The sequence below is a fragment of the Paenibacillus sanfengchensis genome, from assembly GCF_036864765.1.
In the GTDB taxonomy this organism is placed as follows: domain Bacteria; phylum Bacillota; class Bacilli; order Paenibacillales; family Paenibacillaceae; genus Fontibacillus; species Fontibacillus sanfengchensis.
The window spans coordinates 1-20907 of record NZ_JBAGJC010000021.1 but is presented as its reverse complement, the minus strand read 5'-3'; the positions used below and the strand labels follow the sequence as shown (position 1 = coordinate 20907).

20 protein-coding genes and 1 other annotated feature are annotated in these 20907 nt (G+C 52.9%); of the genes, 5 read left to right on the top strand and 15 right to left on the bottom strand.

The annotated features are described in order from the left end of the window. Positions 1-2: 2 nt before the first annotated feature. The gene (locus tag V4U84_RS25010) at positions 3-1598 is read right to left on the bottom strand and encodes a fumarate hydratase (protein WP_334075893.1); all 1596 of its coding nucleotides are present in this window, start codon (positions 1596-1598) and stop codon (positions 3-5) included. Positions 1599-1716: 118 nt separating this feature from the next. Here V4U84_RS25010 and yfbR point away from each other — a divergent pair, with 118 nt between their 5' ends. Then, positions 1717-2322, top strand: coding sequence for a 5'-deoxynucleotidase (gene yfbR, locus V4U84_RS25005; protein WP_334075892.1), 606 nt, complete (start codon positions 1717-1719; stop codon positions 2320-2322). Positions 2323-2609: 287 nt separating this feature from the next. Here the strand turns inward: yfbR and V4U84_RS25000 are convergent, their stop codons facing one another. Together V4U84_RS25000 and V4U84_RS24995 are read right to left on the bottom strand one after the other, a co-directional pair. Further along, positions 2610-3479, bottom strand: coding sequence for an SDR family oxidoreductase (locus V4U84_RS25000; protein ID WP_334075891.1), 870 nt, complete (start codon positions 3477-3479; stop codon positions 2610-2612). 168 nt (positions 3480-3647) lie between these two features. Next, positions 3648-4529 carry a glycosyltransferase family 2 protein gene (locus tag V4U84_RS24995; protein WP_334075890.1) on the bottom strand — a complete coding sequence of 294 codons (882 nt, stop codon included), beginning with the start codon at positions 4527-4529 and terminating at the stop codon, positions 3648-3650. A gap of 176 nt (positions 4530-4705) precedes the next feature. Here V4U84_RS24995 and V4U84_RS24990 point away from each other — a divergent pair, with 176 nt between their 5' ends. The 3 genes from V4U84_RS24990 (at position 4706) to V4U84_RS24980 (ending at position 6080) form a co-directional block, all read left to right on the top strand. Further along, positions 4706-5041, top strand: coding sequence for a helix-turn-helix domain-containing protein (locus tag V4U84_RS24990; RefSeq protein ID WP_334075889.1), 336 nt, complete (start codon positions 4706-4708; stop codon positions 5039-5041). Positions 5042-5163: 122 nt separating this feature from the next. Next, entirely contained in the window at positions 5164-5637 is a 474-nt protein-coding gene (locus V4U84_RS24985; protein ID WP_334075888.1) for a MarR family transcriptional regulator, read from the top strand. A gap of 32 nt (positions 5638-5669) precedes the next feature. Then, positions 5670-6080, top strand: a complete 411-nt coding sequence (locus V4U84_RS24980) for a nuclear transport factor 2 family protein (RefSeq protein WP_334078180.1) — start codon at positions 5670-5672, stop codon at positions 6078-6080. A gap of 106 nt (positions 6081-6186) precedes the next feature. On the opposite strand, the gene V4U84_RS24975 is transcribed toward V4U84_RS24980, so the two are convergent. The 4 genes from V4U84_RS24975 to V4U84_RS24960 all read right to left on the bottom strand — a co-directional run bounded on the left by V4U84_RS24975 (position 6187) and on the right by V4U84_RS24960 (position 10186). Next, a complete protein-coding gene (locus tag V4U84_RS24975) occupies positions 6187-6618 on the bottom strand; it encodes a hypothetical protein (RefSeq protein ID WP_334075886.1) in 432 nt (143 codons plus the stop codon). A gap of 125 nt (positions 6619-6743) precedes the next feature. After that, positions 6744-7685 (bottom strand): malate dehydrogenase, encoded by a 942-nt coding sequence (mdh, locus tag V4U84_RS24970; protein WP_334075885.1) that lies wholly within the window; start codon positions 7683-7685, stop codon positions 6744-6746. Positions 7686-7700: 15 nt separating this feature from the next. Next, positions 7701-8996, bottom strand: a complete 1296-nt coding sequence (gene icd, locus V4U84_RS24965; protein ID WP_334075884.1) for an NADP-dependent isocitrate dehydrogenase — start codon at positions 8994-8996, stop codon at positions 7701-7703. A gap of 77 nt (positions 8997-9073) precedes the next feature. Then, the gene (locus V4U84_RS24960; protein ID WP_334075883.1) at positions 9074-10186 is read right to left on the bottom strand and encodes a citrate/2-methylcitrate synthase; all 1113 of its coding nucleotides are present in this window, start codon (positions 10184-10186) and stop codon (positions 9074-9076) included. Between the two features lie 413 nt (positions 10187-10599). Between V4U84_RS24960 and ytvI the strand changes: the two genes are divergently transcribed. After that, a complete protein-coding gene (gene ytvI / locus V4U84_RS24955; RefSeq protein ID WP_334075882.1) occupies positions 10600-11718 on the top strand; it encodes a sporulation integral membrane protein YtvI in 1119 nt (372 codons plus the stop codon). 28 nt (positions 11719-11746) lie between these two features. Here ytvI and argS read toward each other — a convergent pair whose 3' ends face one another. From argS to V4U84_RS24915, 8 genes are all read right to left on the bottom strand, one after another. Beyond that, the gene (gene argS / locus V4U84_RS24950) at positions 11747-13486 is read right to left on the bottom strand and encodes an arginine--tRNA ligase (protein ID WP_334075881.1); all 1740 of its coding nucleotides are present in this window, start codon (positions 13484-13486) and stop codon (positions 11747-11749) included. Between the two features lie 45 nt (positions 13487-13531). After that, positions 13532-13771: a binding site (T-box leader), on the bottom strand. Positions 13772-13824: 53 nt separating this feature from the next. Next, the gene (locus V4U84_RS24945; RefSeq protein WP_334075880.1) at positions 13825-14217 is read right to left on the bottom strand and encodes an FxsA family protein; all 393 of its coding nucleotides are present in this window, start codon (positions 14215-14217) and stop codon (positions 13825-13827) included. A gap of 84 nt (positions 14218-14301) precedes the next feature. Further along, entirely contained in the window at positions 14302-14721 is a 420-nt protein-coding gene (locus V4U84_RS24940) for an acyl-CoA thioesterase (RefSeq protein WP_334075879.1), read from the bottom strand. A gap of 139 nt (positions 14722-14860) precedes the next feature. After that, entirely contained in the window at positions 14861-16282 is a 1422-nt protein-coding gene (gene pyk, locus V4U84_RS24935; protein WP_334075878.1) for a pyruvate kinase, read from the bottom strand. Positions 16283-16392: 110 nt separating this feature from the next. After that, complete coding sequence (locus tag V4U84_RS24930; protein ID WP_334075877.1) at positions 16393-17415, bottom strand: acetyl-CoA carboxylase carboxyltransferase subunit alpha; 1023 nt, start codon at positions 17413-17415, stop codon at positions 16393-16395. Next, a complete protein-coding gene (gene accD / locus V4U84_RS24925) occupies positions 17405-18310 on the bottom strand; it encodes an acetyl-CoA carboxylase, carboxyltransferase subunit beta (RefSeq protein WP_334075876.1) in 906 nt (301 codons plus the stop codon). The genes V4U84_RS24930 and accD overlap by 11 nt, the downstream gene beginning before the upstream one ends. Positions 18311-18403: 93 nt before the next feature. Further along, positions 18404-18592 (bottom strand): hypothetical protein, encoded by a 189-nt coding sequence (locus V4U84_RS24920; protein ID WP_036624401.1) that lies wholly within the window; start codon positions 18590-18592, stop codon positions 18404-18406. A 942-nt stretch (positions 18593-19534) separates the two neighbouring features. Next, positions 19535-20587, bottom strand: a complete 1053-nt coding sequence (locus tag V4U84_RS24915; RefSeq protein WP_334076942.1) for an IS4 family transposase — start codon at positions 20585-20587, stop codon at positions 19535-19537. Positions 20588-20907: the final 320 nt, after the last annotated feature.

Here is a 20907-nt window from a genome sequence, read left to right as displayed (position 1 = left end):
CGTTATTTAAACACCGTTTCTTTAAAAGTAGACAGCTTTTCCAGAGAAGCCTTCTCCACACCGGCATGCAGGCTGTCGCCATGCGAATCCATCGTCACGATCGCCGCAAAGCCGTCCACCTCCAAATGCCACATCGCTTCGGGAATGCCGAATTCCATGAAATCGACGCCGTTAACCTTCTTGAAGCATTCGGCATAATACTGCGCCGCTCCGCCGATGGCATTCAAATAGACAGCACCGTGTTCCTTGAGGGCGGCCAATGTTTTCGGCCCCATCCCCCCCTTGCCGATCACCGCCCGGATGCCGAATTTCTTGATGATATCGCCCTGGTATGGCTCCTCGCGGATGCTGGTCGTCGGACCCGCCGCCTTGACCTGCCATTCCTCTCCGTCCTTCAACATGACGGGCCCGCAGTGATAAATGACCGCCCCGTTCAAATCGACCGGCGCCTCGTGATCCATTAGGTATTTGTGCAGCGCATCCCGTCCCGTGTGCATCTCGCCCTGAATAATGACAACGTCGCCGACCCGAAGCTCGCGGATTTGCTTCTCGGTGATCGGCGTGCGCAGGACGATTTCGCGGCCTTGACTGGGTGCGGACGTTCCGCTTGGGCCATCGTTTTGGCCGGCTGCCGGTACGGTGGCGGCCGCAGCGGCTTCGCGAGCGGGTTCTTCGAGGGAATCTCCGACCTGGACCTCGCTGCCTGCCGGATAAATCCAGCTCTGGATCCCGCCCGTAGCCGGGTCCAGCTTGACGCCTTGACGGCGGAACGCCCAGCAATTGTAGGCGACCGAAACGAAAAAGCTCGCCGGCAGCCGGTTGGCTGCTCCGATTTTACAGCCGAGCAGCGTGACCTCGCCGCCGAAGCCCATCGTGCCGATCCCAAGCCGGTTGCCGGCTTCCATAATGTAGCGCTCCAGCCGGTCGAGCTCGGGAACCGGGTTCACATCGTCCACTTCGCGGAACAACTGCTGCTTGGCAAGCTCGTAACCGGTCGTCCGGTCGCCGCCGATGCCCACGCCGATAAAGCCCGCGCTGCAGCCTTGCCCCTGCGCCTGATAAACCGCGTGCAGGATGCATTTGCGGATGCCGTCCAGATCGCGGCCGGCGCGTCCAAGCCCCTCCAGCTCCGCGGGCAGGCTGTACTGGATGTTTTTGTTCTCGCAGCCGCCCCCTTTCAGGATCAGGCGCAGGTCGATGAAATCCTGCTCCCACTGCTCAAAGTGAATCACCGGCGTCCCCGGACCAAGATTGTCTCCACTGTTCTCGCCCGTCAAGGAATCCACCGAGTTCGGCCGCAGCTTGCCGTCTTTCGTTGCCCGCTGAATCGCCGCGCGGATTGCTTTCTTCATTTCAATCTGGTTCGCTCCCACCGGAGTATGGACGATAAACGTCGGCATTCCGGTATCCTGGCAGATCGGGGAAATTTGCTCCTCGGCCATTCGAATATTCCGGGTGATCGTCGACAGCGCAAGGCCAGCACGCGTGGCCTGGTTCTCCATGGCCCGCCCCCGGTTCACCGCCCTGCGGACATCCCCGGGCAAGTTTGTTGACGTTTCCACAATCAATCGATATACGCTCTCTTCAAACTGGTGCATGATCCGATCTTCCCCTCTCTTGTCCTGAATTTCTCGATAGCTTTATAATAACATAGTACTATCCCCGAGGTTGAAATATCTACAAATTCATCATGTCAAAAAGAGAGGTTTCTCACGGATGAGCTACCATTTTTCTGCTTATATGTATCGTCTGCGTTCTATCCAGCGCTGGAGTCTGATGCGGAGCACCGCTGCCGAAAACGTCGCGGAACATTCCTTTCACGTCGCGCTGCTCTCCCATTTGTTATGCGAGATCGGCAATCATGTCACAGGGCGCAGTTTGAATGCCGAACGGGCCGCCACGCTCGCGTTGTTTCACGATGCCACCGAGGTGTTTACCGGGGATATCCCAACGCCCGTGAAGCACCACAATCCCAAGCTTCTGGCGAGCTTCCGGGAAATGGAAGGGATTGCCGCCGAGCGGCTGCTTTCCATGGTGCCTCCTTCTTTGCGGGCCGTCTACGCCCCATTGGTCTCGCCTTCGACCCATCAAGGGCCCGACGGGGACGCCGAGCTGATGAGAATGGTGAAGGCGGCCGACACGCTTGACGCCTATTTGAAATGCGCCTGGGAATTGGCGGCCGGAAACCGCGAATTTGCGGTGGCGAAGCAGCAGCTCCTTGCCAAGCTGGAACATATGTGTCTGCCGGAAGTCGACTTCTTCCTGAGAGAGTTCGCACCCAGCTTTGAAATGACACTGGACGAGTTGTCAGATGAGGCATGACAAACAAGCTCCATCCGCTGGCCCGGGTTGTGAGTACACCACTGGCACGGCTAACGGAAATAGTAGCTGATAATCTCGACATTTCCCCTATTTCAGTGTTCTAAAGGAAACAATAGCCTCTATTCCTCCGAAACATGGTCGTAACAGTCGGTATTTTAGAGAATAGCTGCTATGGCTTCCGTTAGGATCATCGAATGGGCATATTGCGCAAAATAGCTGCTATAGCTTCCGTTAAAATTAAAAGGGTGTCACCTAGTCATTTTTGACTTTTGGGGACACCCTTTTGTTTAACCGTTGACGATTTCGCCGCCGTTAATGTGCAACACTTGTCCGCTCATGTAGGAAGCATCGTCGGAGGCGAGGTACACATAGGCCCCGGCCAATTCTTCCGGCTGCCCCGGGCGCTGCATCGGGACATTCCCGCCGAACTCGGACACCTGCTTGGCGTCGAACGTCGACGGAATGAGCGGTGTCCAGATCGGCCCCGGCGCTACCGCGTTGACGCGAATTCCCTTCTTTCCGACGATATTCATCGAAAGCGCGCGCGTAAAGCTGACGATCGCCCCTTTGGTGGAAGAGTAGTCGATCAGCGTCGGATTGCCTTTATAAGCCGTGACCGAAGCTGTATTGATAATCGCGCTTCCCTTCTTCAAATGCGGCATCGCGGCCTTTACGAGGTGGAACATCGAGAAAATGTTCGTCCGGAACGTCCGCTCCAACTGCTCGGTCGTAATATCCTCGATCTGCTGCTGCGGATGCTGCTCCGCGGCGTTATTGACCAGAATATCGAGGCCGCCGAGGCTATTGACCGTTTGTTTAACCGCTTCCTTGGCGAAGCTCTCATCGCCCACATCCCCCGGAATCAGTACGCATTTACGGCCTTCCTGCTCAATTTCCCCTTTCGTTTTGTTGGCGTCATCATGCTCGTTCAAATAGACGATCGCGATATCGGCGCCCTCCTTCGCATAGGCGACCGCGACCGCGCGGCCGATCCCGCTGTCCCCTCCGGTAATCAGCGCCACTTTACCGCGCAGCTTGCCCGCCGCCAAATAAGTTCCTTCGTATTCGGGGCGGGGATGCATTTCCGATTCGATTCCGGGCTGTTGATCCTGATGCTGCGGAGGCATCGTTTGCTTCGATTGTCCGTTTCCTGACATGGTTCATTCTCCTTCCGTCAATCGTAGTCCTGGTTACCCTTTCTAGGATAGGCCTACACGCCGAAGCTTATGCCGAGTCCCTAAATGGTGAAAGACAACCCGACGTGAAGGTATAGCCGCTTCCAGAACTAACTTACCACCGGAGGATTGGGACCAAACAGGAAATCGTTAAACCGGAATCCCGAAATGGTCAAAAAACCAGGAATCGTCCCGCATGCGCCGAACCGCATATTTTTCTCTGGAAAAAGACGTTGCGCGGGATATCTCCTCCAAAGGGCCCAGCGCCCCCTCACCGAATGCCTGGACCACCAAACTCCGGCAAGCCGCAATCCGCTTCTCCTGGAAATGAAGCTCGGCAAGCCTGAGCAAATCGCCCCCCCATTTCTTACCGCTGTCATCGCTGGGGAAATTTTGTCTGTAGACCAGCATTAACGTGGTTGCGGAAACCAGCTGGCAACGCCCTCCAAAAAGCCAGATTCGCAGCGAAAGCTCGGAGGTTTCCAGCTCTTTGCCGACAAAGTTCTCCTCCACCCCGCCAATTTCCTCAAATTTCTCCCGGGAAATCGCAAAGCAATCCGGGGATAACCAGGCAAGCGTTTCGTCGTCAATCCTCCAAGGATACTGTTCCATACTGTGAAGAAGCTCCCCTTCGTAACAAGGCTCGGGAACGAATCGGGAAGTTTCATGGATCTCCATTCGCGGGGATACCCCGTCGGCCTCGCCCCCCAATATCGGTGCCAACAGGGATTCCATCCAATGATCCTCAAAATACAACCGCGGCGTACAAAAGATCAGGTAGGCGCCGAACGCGTGGGCCGCACCCAAATTCCGGGAAGGTACACCGGTCTGGCCCTTGAGCAAACGGAAAGGCCGGGGAAAATTATAATTCATCAAAAAATCGCAGCATCCGTCCACCGATCCCTCATTGACCAGGATCAGCTCGTAAGGTATGGAAGTTTGCGAAACCTTTAAGGACTCCATGGCCATAAACAGATCGATCCCGTTATTTTTTACCGTCATAATGATAGAAACCATAGGTTGGGAAGACATAAAAATTCTCCTTAGCACGCATAATAAATAAATCCAGAATCAGGGTATACTTCTTGTTTTATCCGATTCCAAATACCATAATACTTCAATTCATGCTTTCAGTAAACAGAAACAAAACTAACAGTTTATTATCTTTGCCTCTCAATCTCACTATGGTTAAATACAGGAGGGGTAATATGGACTATGACGCACTAGGCAAGCGGCTGCGGCAGGAGCGGCACAAGATGAATCTGACTCAGGAAAAACTCGCTGAGAAAATCGAGGTTTCCGACGCATACATAGGGCAGATTGAGCGGGGCGAACGCAGTTTATCCCTGGAAACTCTCGTTAAACTGGCCAATCAACTGGGCGTTACCGTCGACTACTTGCTGCACGATTCCATCGAGATCAACGATGACCAATTTATGAATCAAGTAAGGCAAATCATGATGGAGCGTTCGCCGAAAGAAAAACAACTGGCGCTCGACATCCTGAAGTTGATGTTTGCCCACTTGGATGATATGCAGAAGTAGAAATAGAAAACGTGGGATGAAGGTTCTTCTTCAACTCGCGTTTTTTTCGTGCTTGACAAGTTTTTGTTAACTGGTAAACTAAAATATAGTTAACCGGTTAACTATACAGAAAGGGGTACCCCATGGAAACCGATAAACAGAATCAAGCCCTTGAAGCCGTTCAACAATTCATTATGAGAAGAGAAAAACGGGTGCAAACGCGAAGCACGGCGGCCGAGATGCTCGCTTCCGAATTGACTCCCGCAGCGGAATCAAAATGGACGCTCACCCAGCTCCACATTCTCTCTCTGGTCAAAAAACAGCCCGGAGCATTAAATAACACGCTGCTTGCGGAGCGGCTTCATCTTTCCAAGCCTGCGGTAACCAAAGCTGTCCGTCCGCTTGTGGAACGGCAGTTGCTGCTTCCCTCGCACAACGTCGCAAATCAGAAAGAAATTTATTATCGCTTATCTGAACAAGGCGGTGCATCGGCGGAGGCCCATGACCGGATTCATGAACGTTTGAAGGATGAATATATCCGGCTGTTCGGCGCTTTTTCCGACGAGGAACTAGACGTGATTATTCGATTCTTGAACGCATGGTCCAGCTTGATCTGATCACAAATTTCCTAAACTCGGAGGTTATTATGATGAACAAGACGGAAGCTATTTTATTTTTGGAGGAAATGTACCGGGATATCGTTGAGAATTTAAACATCGACAAAATACCGGATTACTTTGCCGGCAACTACATGCAGACTACGGACGGCGTTACATCCGACCTGGTCGCCTTCCGAAATCATATTGCGGAATTGAAAAGGATCGCCGGGCAAATCCGGGTGTCCCCTTTTCATGATATCGTGTTTGACCAGGAGGAGCAGATGGCGGCGGTTCGATATGAAGTGGATGTTACGAAGAAACACGGAGCCCGCGGACAGGTGGAACTGTTAGCTTTGTTCCAATGGGCAGATTCCAAAATCGTTCGCTGCCACGAGCTGTCGCGCCCGGTTTCCTCCGGGGAGGAGTTCAAGGATATTGCGAGCGTGAATGCCCGGCCGTGATCTGATGGCTTGGCCAAAAAGACCATTCCTAAGCCGGGCAGCGATTTCAGTCGCCTGGCTCTGGAATGGTCTCTTTATGCCCTTATGTAGGGAATTCCATTAATGGCTAAATGATATTTCTGTACACCATAAAGAAGGAAATCAGCAGCACGCAAAGGCAAAGCAGCGTACTGAAGGTCCGAAGCTTTCCGGCCGTGTCCTGAATCCCTTTGTTGGCCCGGATTGCTTCCGTCGCCTGACGGAGCGGCTTCCCCAGCATCCCGCTGAAGGCTCCAATCGCCAGGAACAAGACCACAACAACGATCATCCATGGCACCGAATATCCGCCACCGCCGCCGCTGATCAAATATCCGCCGGTCAACAATTGAACGACCAAGCCGATCTGCGCATACGTATTAAGCGTCTTCACGGCGGACACGGTACCTTCCTGGGCAGCCGGCGTCAGCTTGGGCACATTGCTGAATACGATCGGCAGCACCAGGTAGAAGCCCAGCGCCAAGGCACCCACGATGTGGAGAAACATCATGATTCCATACATATCACAACCACCTTTGTCAATTAGATTTATTACAATCTATTATACCTAGAGTTGTCATTAAAAGAAAGGAATCCCCCCGAGACGGGAGGATTCCTCATTTTCAAAAATTCACATTTCTGACATGTTTACCCTCGAACGATCGAAATGACTTCGCGTATAGACGCCGCGGATTTATCCAAAGCCGCTTTTTCTTCCGGAGTCAGCTCCAGCTCGAACACTTTTTCGATGCCGTCCCCGCCCAAAATGACCGGTACGCCCATGAACAGGCCGTCATAGCCGTACTCGCCTTCCAGAAGAGCGATAACCGGAAGGATCCGTTTTTTATCCTTCAGGATCGCTTCCGTCATCTGCACGAGCGATGCGGCCGGCGCATAATAGGCGCTGCCGTTGCCGAGCAGGTTGACGATCTCGCCGCCGCCCGCGCGCGTGCGCTGGACGATGGCCTCGATCCGTTCCTGCGGAAGCAGAGCTTCGATCGGAATCCCGGCGACGCTGGAATACCGGACAAGGGGTACCATGTCGTCGCCGTGTCCGCCGAGCACAAAGCCGCGAACGTCTTCCATCGAAACGTTCAGCTCCTGCGCGATAAACGTACGGTAACGCGCGGTGTCAAGCACGCCGGATTGGCCGATCACGCGGTTTTTCGGGAACCCTAGCGTCCGGTAAGCCGTATGCGTCATCGCGTCCACCGGGTTGCTCAGGATGATGACCGTGGAATTCGGGCAATGTTTCTTCACGTTTTCGCAAACGGAACGCACGATCCCCGCGTTCGTATTCACGAGATCGTCGCGGCTCATTCCCGGCTTGCGGGCAATCCCCGCCGTAATAATGACGATGTCGGATTCCGCGGCGTCTTCGTAGGAAGAGGTCCCGACGATATGGCTGTCGAAGCCTTGGACCGGACCGGCTTCCAGCATATCGAGCGCCTTGCCCTTCGTCGGGTTCTCCAACTGCGGGATATCGAGGAGAACGACGTCCCCGAGCTCTTTTTGCGCAAGCATCAGCGCCGTAGTCGCGCCGGTGGAGCCGGCGCCGACGACCGTAATTTTTTTACGACGAATAGCCACGTTGATCAAGACCTCCTACATGTTTTTAATGACTTGATCCGCGAACTCGGAGCACTTCACTTCCGTAGCGCCCTCCATCAGGCGGGCAAAGTCGTAGGTAACCGTCTTGTTGTTGATGGATGTTTCCAGACCTTTATAAATCAGGTCGGCCGCTTCCTGCCAGCCCAAATGCTCAAGGAGCATCACCCCGGACAAAATCACGGAGCCGGGATTCACCACGTCAAGATCCGCATATTTCGGAGCCGTACCGTGAGTGGCTTCAAAAATCGCATGCCCCGTTACATAGTTGATGTTCGCCCCCGGCGCGATGCCGATGCCGCCGACTTGAGCCGCCAAGGCGTCGGACAAGTAGTCGCCGTTCAGGTTCAAGGTAGCGATCACATCGAAGTCCGTCGGGCGCGTCAACACTTGCTGAAGCGCGATATCCGCAATCGCGTCCTTGATGATGATTTTGCCCGCGTCTTGGGCTTCCTTCTGCGCTTTATTGGCCGCATCGGTTCCGGATTCTTCCTTGATCCGGTCGTACTCGGCCCAAGTGAATACCTTGTCGCCGAATTCGGCCTCAGCCACTTCGTAACCCCAGTTTTTGAAGGCGCCCTCGGTGAATTTCATGATATTGCCCTTGTGTACGAGGGTAACGCTCTTGCGGCCATGCTTGATCGCATATTCCACGGCCGCGCGCACCAGACGCTTCGAGCCCTCTTCCGAAACCGGCTTGATCCCGATGCCGGAGGTTTCCGGGAAGCGGATCTTCTTCACGCCCATTTCATTTTGCAGGAACTGGAGCACCTTCTTCACTTCTTCAGAGCCCTCTTTGTACTCGATTCCCGCATAGATATCCTCCGTATTCTCCCGGAAAATGACCATGTCCACGAGATCGGGACGCTTCACCGGAGAAGGAACGCCATCGAAATAGCGGACCGGGCGAAGACATACGTACAGGTCCAGCTCTTGGCGGAGCGCCACGTTCAGCGAACGGATGCCGCCGCCGATCGGCGTAGTCAACGGGCCTTTAATCGCCACAATATACTCGCGGATCGCAGTCAGCGTATCCGCTGGCAGCCATTCCCCGTATGTATTGTAGGCCTTCTCCCCCGCGAATACTTCGTACCAGGCTATTCTTTTCTCGCCGCCGTAAGCTTTCTCCACAGCGGCATCCAGAACCCGCTTGGAGGCTTTCCAAATGTCGCGGCCTGTGCCGTCCCCCTCTATGAAAGGAATGATCGGATTGTTCGGCACCTGAAGCTTGCCGTTATCGATAACGATTTTTTCGCCTTCGGTCGGAAGACTGAATTTTTCCAATTTCAGCATGTCTTTGATTTCCTCCTTATATTCGTGTGTTATCCATTTTAACATAATACCAACCCGGTTTCCCGGGTTGGTCGGCGTTATCTCAGATCGATCGGGATGTAGCGCTGATTCGTCGCTCCCGTGTATTCGGCGCGCGGACGAATGATCCGGTTGTCGTCAAGCTGCTCCAAAATATGAGAGGTCCATCCGGACAGGCGGCTGATCGCGAAGATCGGCGTGAACAGATCTCTCGGAATGCCCAGCATCGTATAAACCGAGGCCGAATAAAAATCGACGTTCGGTTTCAGTCCCTTTTGATTCGTCACGAGCTCTTCCACTTTGACCGAAATGTCGTAAAGGGTCGTATCGCCCTTCATCAACCCCAGCTGACGGGACATTTTTTGCAGGTGCTTGGCGCGAGGGTCCCCGTTTTTGTAAACCCGATGGCCGAAGCCCATGATCTTCTCCTTGTTGGCGAGCTTGTTCTGAATGTAAGCCTCGACTTTATCCAAGGTGCCGATTTCGCTCAGCATCCGCATCACCGCCTCATTGGCTCCCCCGTGCAGCGGGCCCTTCAAGGTACCGATCGCGGAGGTGACGCCGGAATAGATATCCGACAGCGTAGCGACCGTGACGCGGGCGGAGAAGGTGGAAGCGTTCAGCTCATGATCCGCATGCAGGACTAGCGCTTGATCCAGGGCGCGGACGGCGACCGGATCCGGCTCCTCGCCGGACAGCATATAAAGGAAGTTGTGAGCCAGCGAAACGCCTTTCAAGGGAGCGACCGGTTCTTTCCCTTCGCGGATCCGGGCAAAAGCGGCAATCAACGTAGGCAGCTCGGCCTGCAGTTTGATCGCTTTAAGTTGATTGCAATCGCGCGTATTGTCATTCGCCTGCTCGTCGTACAAAGCCAGGGCCGAAACGGCTGTACGGAGAACGGCCATCGTATTCGCGTTGGCCGGATAGAGCTTCATTTGCTCGAGAACCGCTTCCGGTACCGGCGCATATTCGCTTAGTTGATTCTGCAGGTTGGCCAACTGATGTTTGGTAGGCAGCTTGCCGTACCAAAGCAAATAAGCAGTCTCTTCATAAGTCGCACGCTCCGCCAGGTCATCGATATTAATGCCGCGATAGGCAAGAACCCCGTCGTGAATCGAGCTGATGGATGAAGTCGCTGCCACAATCCCTTCCAGTCCTTTGGTAGCCGTCATAGTGCATCTCTCCTTTAAAAACGAAATATGAGCCGAACAAGCCAATGAAAACATTTTCAATTTAAAAGTTTAAAATTTTCAGAGCATGGCAATAACAAGGCCCGGACAAAGTAGATATCTGGCTATGACGCCGGGTACCGTGTTCATCGGTAACTCGGTTCATCCTGTAAATTCATCATACTGGATTTTTAAAAACAAGGGAACCCGAACAGCCTGGTCTGGGATATCAAATTGTTTTATCGTGGTGATAAATGATTTTTTGTAATCGCTTTCGTTTTGCAATGAAAAAAGTCACTTTATATCTTTTTGCTTTCGATGACTTCGTGAACTTCCTGGGCAAATTGTTTCCGGCATAGAAAAAGAGGCTAAGTAATAGGGTAGAAAGAGGACCTGTCCGAAAAGGGGAATGCCGTTTGGATAATGTATTGAGAAACCGCCTGATGCGGGGGACCGGAGTGCTCCTGGTTCTGATCCTGCTGGCCGGCGGCTTTTACTGGGCGCTGCCGCTAGTGTATCCGTTCCTGATCGCCTGGCTGATCGCCTATGCGATGAACCCCTTTGTGCGCTGGCTGCAGGCCGCCGTCAAACTGCCGCGCTGGCTCGCGGTTACCGCGGCGCTCCTGGTTTATTTCGGGGGAGCTGGGATCGTCCTGTCCGCCGCCATCACTCGGCTCGTCAAAGAGCTGATCAGCCTGGCCGAGTCTTTGGACCAGCATATCGAAAACTGGCGGCAATGGTTTGTCGAATGGAGCCAAAGCGAAGGAATCCAAAACATCATCAATGAAATCAACCGCTTTATTGCCGATAACCCGGATTACGAAAACACGATCAATCAAAACATCGACAACACAACAAGCACAATCAGCTCGGCGGTATCGCGCCTGCTCAGCGGTCTGCTGAGCGGGATCGTTCAACTGTTGACCTCGCTGCCCAATCTCGGGCTGATTCTGGTCGTCATCTTGCTGGCCGCTTTTTTTATCAGTAAAAACTGGGAGCGCCACATCCGGTTTCTCGCCGGCTTTATCCCTCCTGCCTTTCGTAAGACCGCCGGAGAGGTCTGGAGGGATTTGCAAAAAGCGCTGTTCGGCTATTTGCGCGCCCAGTTCATCATGATCTCGATCACGGCCGTCATCGTCCTCATCGGCCTTCTGATTTTGCGCGTCGAATCCGCCTTCACCTATGCCTTATTAATCGGTCTGGTGGATCTGCTCCCTTATCTCGGCGTCGGAACCATCATGGTCCCCTGGCTGCTTTATGCCTATATGACAGGGGACCTCGGACTAGGGATCGGGCTGTCGATTCTGTACGGCGTGATTCTGATCGCACGCCAACTGATCGAGCCCAAAGTGCTGGCCAGCAGCGTCGGTCTCGATCCCCTGCCCACGTTGATCGCCATGTTTGCTGGACTGAAGCTGTTCGGTGTGCTTGGGCTGATTATCGGCCCCGTCTCCTTCGTCGTCATCGGCGCCATGATCCGCGCGGGCGTGATCCGCGATCTGCGCAACTATATCGTGAACGGAAGGCTGCGATGATTCATTGCAGCCTTCCTCCACGTTCGCCCTACATCCGCTCCGGCGCCTGCAGCCCGATCAGTCCCAGCCCGGTCTTCAACGTGATCCGCACGCCTTGAACGAGAGCCAGGCGGGCGATGCGCAGCGAGGCTTCTTCTTTCAGAATAGGACAATCGTGATAAAACCGGTTAAAAGCCTGGGCGGTATCCACCAAGTAGCGGGTAATCAGCGAAGGCTCCAGCTTAGCGGCCGCCTGCCCGACCACTTCCGGGAACAGGCCGAGCTGTTTGATCATCCTGAACTCCGCCTCACAGCTTAACCGTTGAGGGTCCCAATCGATGCCGGGCCTAAGGTTCAAGCCGTGCAGATCCTCGGTTCCCGTCCCCATGCGCAGTACACTGCAGGCCCGGGCGTACGTATATTGAACATACGGCCCTGTCTCCCCTTCAAAGCTGAGCGCCTCTTTCCAGGAAAAATCGATGTCCTTGATCCGGTTTCCCCGCAGGTCATTGAAGATGACCGCACCCACGCCAACTTGCCGGGCAACCTCTTCTTTGTTCTCCAACTTGGGATTTTTCTCCTCAATAATCTCGCGGATTTTGGAAACCGCCTGATCCAGCACCTCTTCCAGCCGGACAACTTTCCCCCTCCGGGTGGACATGGCCTCGCCTTCCAGGCTGACCCGCCCGAACGGAACGTGGACAAGTTCGGACGCCCACCCGTAGCCCATCCGTTCGATCACCTTAAACCATTGGCTAAAATGCAGGCTTTGCGAATAGTCCGTCACATACAAGGCTTTATGGAAGCCGAAGGTCCGCTTCCGGTACAGCGCCGCCGCTATGTCGCGGGTAGGGTAGAGGGAGCTGCCGTCTTTTTTCAGAATCAAGGCCGGGGGCATGCCGTACTCCTCGAGGCGGACAAGCCAAGCGCCCTCATCCTCCTCAAGCAGGCGTTTTTCCCTCAGTTCCCGCACAACATCATCCATATACTCATTGTAAAAGCTCTCCCCGGTCACAAAATCAAACCGCACGCCGAGCCGATCGTAGATCTTCTGGAATTCCGCCAGACTTACATCGACGAACCGTCTCCACAGCTTCTTAGCCTCCTCGTCTCCCTGCTCCATTTTGACGAACCACTCTCTGGCCTCATCCTCCAAAGCGGGGTCCTTGTCGGCCTCCTCATGAAAACGCACATACAACCCCAACAGCTCGTCGATGGCCGCTTCCTCCAGGCGGGAGGCGGTTCCCCAGCGGAGGTAGGCCGTGATCAACTTCCCGAACTGCGTCCCCCAATCCCCCAGGTGGTTGATACCGACACAACGATAACCCAGATACGAGTAAATCCGGTACAGCGCGCTTCCGATGACCGTGGAGCGCAGATGGCCTACGTGAAAAGGCTTGGCGATATTCGGGGAGGAAAAATCGATCACCACCGTTTTGCCCGCTCCTATATCCCCCGCTCCATACCGCTCCCCGCTTTCTAAAATCCCGGGCAATATCGCCTCGGCTACTGCGGCATGATCCAAAGAAAAATTGACGTAACCCGTTTGCGACGACACTTTGATAAGGCCGGACCCGGCGATACCCCGGGCATGAAGCCCCTCCTCAAGCTCCCGGGCGATCCCCGCGGGGGAAGCCTTGCGCTTTTTGGCTAACGTAAAGCAAGGAAACGACAAGTCGCCCATGGAAGCGTCCCGCGGGATCTCCAGCAAGTCCCGGATTTCCTGCTCCGTAATTTCTTCCAGCACTCTAGCGATCTGTTCCGCGACGATTTTTTTAAACCAATCCATTCCAATCCCCTCTTTTCTCCAAATAAAAAAGCCCCTCATCTCCATTGAAGAGACGAGAGACTTACAGTTCCCGCGGTACCACTCTGCGTGTCGGGACCCATCGTCCCAACCACTCTGAAGGATAACGGCCAACACCCGGATTTGACTACGGCTTGCGGCAACCCCCGCCGCCTTCGGCAAACCATCTCCCGGGCCCGCTTCCGCCCACTTCCCCATACCGGCTTCCACCCTCCCGGCTCGCTTTTATGGTTTCCAGCAGCGTACTGTCCCGTTCGCAGATATTTCATATGCAGTTCCAAAAATAGTTAAACTAGTTATATCGAAAAAAAATCAAAAAGTCAACGCCGGAAAAAGGTGATCGTTCCGTCTTTGATTTTTTTGCCGATCCATTTCATCAATAGCAAACGATAAAGGGGACGCGTTAAAGGAAACACCATCGTAAACCCGATCGCATCGGTTACGAAACCCGGAATCAACAGCAGGATCCCGCCGCCGAACACGCATAAGCCCTCGATCATCATTTTGCCGGGAATCTGGTTGCCAATCATTTGAGATTTGGCATCCGCCATCAGCTTGCGGCCCTCAAACTGCATCATCAGAAGGCCGATCACCGAAGTGGCCAAGGTCAGAAAGATCGTTTTTCCGACACCAAGCCGCTCCCCGACCCACACATAACCCCAAAACTCTACCAGGGGAACGACTACGATAAATACCGCTATCCATTTGCGCATACAATAACTCCTTTTTCCTGCGGCGTAACTCCATGAATTATAGCAAAGCTCTAAAGAGTATTGTAACGTTTTGATGTACCGGAATCAAAATTTACTGGCCCGCTCGAATACTTCATACCAGTCCGGAAATACTTTTTTGAACTGAACGGGCTTGAAATCCTCCCTTCGGACCACATAATGCGTAGATGATCCGACGACGCAAAGCTCGCCTCCCCCGTTCAGCACCTCGTAGGCGTACTCCGTTTTGACGCCGCCGTTCGAACTGATCCAGGTTCGGAGCAAAACGTCATCCCCGTAACGGATCCCTTTCCGGTATTCCACCTTCATTTCATGAACCGGCGAAATATAACCCGCCCGCTCCATGTGAATGTAGTTTAGTCCCAGTTCCTCAATCAACGCGGTCCGTCCCGCTTCAAACCAGCCCAGATAGTGGGCATGATAGACGATGCCCATCATATCGAACTCAAAATATTTGGGCTTGATCGCCAGCTCGCTAACATGCATCTTTAGTACGCCCCTTTCCCTGTCATTTACAAGAGTTGCACCGTTTCTAGTTCGGCTTAATCTAGCAAAAAAGCAATGGAAAGCCCGTTGTACGGGCAGCCCATTGCTTCTGATATGCGGCTAGCTGTATCTAAAGCTATTACTTGCGGATTTGTCCGATTTTGACCAGGTTCGTCGAACCGGAGCGGCCCAGCGGAATCCCTGCTGTGATCACAACCAGATCGCCTTCCTTCACAAGACCGGAATCCAGTCCACCCTTCATCGCGTTGTCGAACATTTCGTCCGTGGAAGTGGCCAATTGACCTTTCACCGGAGTTACGCCCCAGTTCAGCGCAAGACGGCGCAGCGTTTGGTCTTCCGTGGTGACGGCGATAATCGGCGCTTTCGGACGGTATTTGGAGACCATACGAGCGGTATAACCCGTTTCCGTCGAAGTGATGATCGCTTTGGCGTTCAGATCCAGCGCGGAGTTAGCCACCGCTTGGGAAATCGCCTCGGTCACCGTTGTTTGTTGCGCATTGCTTTGCTTTATAAACATTTCGCGATATTCCAGCGCGGATTCCGCTTTCTCGGCAATACGCGACATCGTCAGCACGGACTCCACCGGATATTTCCCGGCAGCCGTTTCGCCGGACAGCATGATCGCGTCGGTACCGTCGAAAATCGCATTGGCCACGTCACTTGCTTCAGCGCGTGTAGGTCTAGGGTTGCGCTGCATCGAATCCAGCATTTGCGTCGCCGTGATGACCGGCTTGCCGACGCGGTTGCATTTCTCGATCATGCGCTTCTGTACCAACGGCACATCTTCCGCAGGAATTTCCACACCCAAGTCACCGCGGGCAACCATCAGGCCGTCGGAAACTTCCAAAATCTCATCCAGGTTGTCCACGCCTTGCTGGTTTTCGATCTTAGAGATGATTTGGATGTGCGTGGCATTGTGACTCTCCAGCAATTGACGGATTTCAAGAACGTCGCTGGCTTTACGAACGAAGGAAGCCGCAATGAAATCGATGCCTTGTTCGATCCCGAAGATAATATCGTTAGCGTCTTTCTCAGTGATGCCTGGCAGGGAAATGTTTACGCCTGGGACGTTAACGCCCTTCTTGCTCTTGATGGTACCGCCGTTGACAATACGACACTTGATTTCCGTTCCTTGAATATCCACTACGGTCAAACCGATCAAACCGTCATCGATCAGAATGGTTGAACCGACTTCCACATCGCCAGGAAGCTCTTGGTATGTGATGGAGATGCGGTCTTTGTCGCCGAGAATTTCTTCGGTTGTCAAAGTGATGAACTCGTCTTGCACAAGCTCGATCGGTTCTTCCTTCAATTTGCCGGTGCGGATTTCAGGACCTTTCGTGTCCAACAGTATGGCGATTGATTTCCCCAACTCTTCGCTCGCTTGGCGGATCGTTTTGATCCGATTCCCATGCTCCTCGAAATCTCCGTGGGAGAAGTTGAGGCGAGCGACGTTCATCCCGGCCATGATCAGTTTCTTGGTGTTGTCTAACGATTCACTGGAAGGACCGATAGTACATACGATTTTTGTTTTGCGCATTTTGGGTTTCCTCCGTTTATTTAGTTCTCTCTATACATCATTTCCAACAATTAAATTTACTACATTTTCCCCATTTTGTATAGGAAGTTTATCATATTGTAACAGTCTATCTAGTCATTACCCACTAGGGAGGAATCTATAATGGGCTCTGCTTCTTTTTCCTGCGCCCGGCTCGCCCCGCCCTCGGCAAATTGTCCGATTTTGCGGAATTTCCGGTATCTGTCTTCCACAAGCTCGTCCGGATTCATAAGAGACAATTCTTCTAAATGCCGAACGACACTCTCTTTGATGGCCACGGCCGTAGTCTCGTAGTCCCGGTGCGCACCGCCTCGAGGCTCCGGAACAATCTCCTCGATCACGTCCATTTCCAGCAAATCCTGGGCGGTAATCTTCATCGCTTCCGCCGCCTGATCGGCTTTGGAGGCATCCTTCCAAAGGATTGAAGCCGCTCCGTTCGGCGAGATGACGGAATAAATCGCGTTCTCCAGCATCAAAACCCGGTTTCCGACGCCCAACGCAAGCGCGCCGCCACTGCCTCCCTCGCCGATGACAACGCAGACGACAGGAACCCGCAGCTTGGCCATCTCCAGCAAATTCCGGGCGATGGCTTCCGACTGCCCCCTTTCTTCCGCCGTAATCCCCGGGTATGCTCCCTTCGTATCGATAAACGTAACGATCGGACGGCCGAATTTTTCCGCTTGCCGCATCAGACGGAGCGCCTTCCGGAAACCTTCGGGATGCGCGCTTCCGAAGAAGCGGGCGATATTGTCTTTGGTATCCTTGCCCCGCTGCTGTCCGAGCACGGTCACCGACGTCCCGTTCAGCTTCGCCAGTCCGCCGACAACGGCCAGATCGTCCCCAAACACGCGGTCGCCATGGAGTTCCATGAAATCGTCAAAAATAAGCTCGATCAAATCCAGGGAAGTCGGACGCTGATGATGCCGCGCCAAGTGCATCTTTTGCGAAGGGGAGATGCTGCTGTAAATCTCCTCCTCCAACTGCTTGTACCGCTCTTCCAACCGGGCGATTTCCTCGTTGAAATCGATCCCTTTCTCCTGACCAAATTGCTCCAGCTCCCGGATTTTCTCGCGAAGTTTCACGAGAGGGGCTTCAAAAGGCAGCTCACCCGCCATGATTAACTCCTCCCTTCACGTTGTGCAGATCCAGTACCTGAGCCAAGGTGGCCCGCAGCTCTTTACGGTGGACGACCATGTCCAGTTGACCGTGCTGCAAGTTGAACTCCGCCGTCTGGAAATCATCCGGCAGCTTCTGGCGGATCGTTTGCTCGATCACGATCCGGCCGGCAAAACCGAACACCGCGCCGGGTTCGGCGATAATAAGATCGCCGAGCATGGCAAAGCTGGCCGAAACGCCCCCGGTAGTCGGATCCGTAATGACCGAGATATACAGGCCGCCCTGCTCGTCCAGACGGGCTAACGCAGCGCTGGTTTTGGCCATTTGCATCAGACTTAAAATGCTTTCCTGCATCCGTGCTCCACCCGAAGTCGAGAATATAATCAACGGAAGACGCTTCTTCGTCGCCGTTTCTATCGCTCTCGTAATCTTCTCGCCTACGACGGAGCCCATACTGCCCGTGAAAAAATCAAAACTCATCACGGCCATGACCGCCGGAAAGCCGCCGATCGTCCCTTCTCCGGTTACAACGGCTTCACGAAGCCCGGACTTCAGCTTCTGCTGTTCCAGCTTGTTCGCGTAACCCGGAAAATTTAGCGGGTCGACGGAAATTAAATCCGCATCATATTCAAGGAAGCTTCCCTCATCCAACGTCATTTGAATCCGTTCCAAGGCGTTTAAACGCATATGGTGCCCGCAGGAAGGGCAGACTTTAAGATTCTTTTCAAGCTCTTTGCTGTATTGAATGCTGCCGCAGCGGCTGCATTTACTCATCAGACCCTCAGGTATTTCACGCTTCGGCCGGTCTCCCGGCTGCGGACTTTCGCTGGTCCCCAAACGTTCTGAAGGAATGGTCGCGTATTTCCTTTTTTTCTGAAACAAGTCTTTAAACACAACTACACCTCTTCAGCCGTTAAATTTATTGGCCGCATCACAGCAAGACAAGGAAACAATGCCGGTAAGTTGCCCATGCCTATTTCCTTGCCCTCAGGGATGCAATATCGAATTAAGAACCTCTTGAACCTCTTCCAGTTCACCAGACGGAACTAAAATTTCAAACTGCTGTTTGGATAAATTAACAGGACGTGTTTGGACAAGAAAGCCTTCTTCGGTGAGTTTCGTCTTGATCATGTCCGCCACTTTGGCGGTAGGCGCAATGTACATAACAGTCCACATGTCCTCTTCCAAGCCCCCAATCTTTTCTCGAGCCCATATAATAGAGTAATGATAACATAATTTTAAAAAATCCCGCAACAAAGGGAAGGAACCTGGTCCTGGGGAAAACCAGACCATCACCCCGCTTCGCTTCCAGCGTTAGACCCGGCCGTTGCCCGGCGCGCCTTCGCGCCCGCGTTCCCGGCTGCGGAAGATTCGACGCGGACGATTCTTGCGCGGGCGTTCCCGCACAGACGATTCGGCGCGGACGATTCCGCGTGGGCGATTCTTGCGCGGGGCGATCCCGCACGGGCGATTCCGCGTGGGCGATTCTTGCGCGGGCGATTCCGCACGGGCGATTCGGCGCGGGCGATTCTTGCGCGGGGCGATCCCGCACGGGCGATTCGGCGCGGGCGATTCCGCGTGGGCGATTCTTGCGCGGGCGATTCCGCACGGGCGATTCGGCGCGGGCGATTCCGCGTGGGCGATTCTTGCGCGGACGATTGCAGCAGGAAGGGATCCAACACTAATAACGCATCGACGTTACATCAAATCTGACAGGGTACGGACCATTTTAATGCTTATTCGACGAGTTAAGAAGCGGTGTGGCGTGCTGGATCCGACGCCCGTAATTTTACCCGGCCGCCCGCCACGTTAACGGCCTTTTGGGACGCTATTTCGTCCCGCTTCGGCTCCGGTGGAATCATAGCGGTTAAAAAAGGCCTTATTGCCCTGTGGCTGGCCTCGAAATCAGGGTTTGGCCCGCTTGTTCCGAAAATAAGGCCCTAAAAATCACTGGCATTGCACCAAAGCTTACATGATGGCTTACAGAGATGTTGTGTAATTTTTTTCCATATCGATTTTTAAGTAATTGGCCAAAAAATGAAGGGGGTCAGAAAATAGATGCGTTATTCCATTTTATGGATATTAACTTTTTGTTCTATTTTGCCTCTTCACTCAGCTTCATTTTCTTCTTGGCTTGATCATTCCAACCGATGTGTTCATAATAGGCGGTTCCTTGTACATTTTTGTACTCCTTTGACGCCCTTTGTTGTTCTGGCTTTTACTCCTTCGATGAAGCTCGGATTCAAGTAGCAAATTAGGTTTCTCCCATAAAAGACGAAGTGATTGAAGCACTTCCCACAAACTCATTCGGGTTCCACTGATCACATGAATGAGCATGGCCATAGCATAAGCGATCAAAGCGATAAAGATCTGGTTCCCTATCCCTTGAGGATCATAGCTATACAGCTTCACTAATCGCAAATGCTGCTTCATCCACTTGAAAAATAGCTCGATCAGCCAACGCTGCCGATAGATGTCCGCGATTTCCTCAGCACTTAGGTCAAAGCACGAAGTAGCCAGACGATACTTGCGCCCCTTTTCATCCAAAAACTCTACAAGGCGTAAAGAATTCTCTGTCTTGCGAAAGGCACTCCCTAATTGAACGATAGCATCTCGGATGATGTTTGAATCCGGATGAACCGGCAGCTCTTGCTCCACCTGCCAAACCCTATGTTTTTCGTTGATTCGAGTTACGAATTGAACTTTTTGCTCTAGCCAAGTATCGAACTGTTTATACTTCACATAACCGCGATCCATCACGTATATTGTGCCGTCATCTTCGACCAGAAAGTTCATGGTTTCGTAGTCACTCACATTCCCCGTAGTAGGGATGGCCTTCTCAGGAATGACCTCTTTCTCTTCATTTTTAGTCAAAACCAAGACTCGAACATGAATTTTGATTTGAGTGTGGTCACGGGTTACGTACGCCCAGTTGGCCAGTGTCGCCGGAAGTCTTAGACAAGTCGAGTCGATAATCCGAATCTGTGTGCCCTTGATTTCCGATGGAGCTTTCTGCTTGACCTTGCCGATGAGTTCAAGGAATAGACCTTCGAGTATCTCGGTAGGAATCATCTTTAGACGCCTGGAGATTTGAGAACTACTGATGCTGGATAGTTCCAGACTTTCCTGCAGCGTTGTGCTTGTTCGAAGTGGCTTGAGAAATGTGTTCATAAGAATCCCACTTAGCGAGTTGGGAGGCTAAAATTAACTTGATACTTTTTAAGGTAGTAAGCTTGCGAACACGATGATCGGAAATTGGAAAGCTAAAATTTTCTTCAGAAATATAAGAAAAGCATTGACGAATCACAGATAAATTGTGTATGTTACCCATGGTTGGCTCCTTTTGTTGAGATGAGTTATGGGTAACGCATCTAACTCAACAATAGGAGCTTTTTTTATTTTATTCCATGAAAATAACATATAAATTAACATATTTAGTAAATACTGTTCCGTTAATTTCTTGTGTCAGGTTTAATGCAATGCTAGTGCCT